Consider the following 223-nt stretch of genomic DNA (forward strand, 5'->3'; position numbering starts at 1 on the left):
TTGTTTCGAATACCGGACTGTCACCGTCTGTGGTCGAACTTTCCAGATCGTTCTTCTCACAAGATTTCTTGCAACGCTGTGGTCCTACAACCCCGCTTATGCCGTAACACAAGCGGTTTGGGCTCTTCCCCGTTCGCTCGCCACTACTGGGGGAATCATTGTTATTTTCTTTTCCTGCAGGTACTAAGATGTTTCAGTTCCCTGCGTTAGCCCCTTACTACGT

At 49.3% G+C, this 223-nt stretch carries 1 rRNA gene; it reads right to left on the bottom strand.

The features are described 5' to 3' along the window. A 23S ribosomal RNA gene (locus H6A61_RS15740) occupies positions 1-223 on the bottom strand; the annotation flags it as partial.

The sequence above is a fragment of the Bacteroides caecigallinarum genome (assembly GCF_016901995.1).
Lineage (GTDB): Bacteria > Bacteroidota > Bacteroidia > Bacteroidales > Bacteroidaceae > Phocaeicola > Phocaeicola cellulolyticus.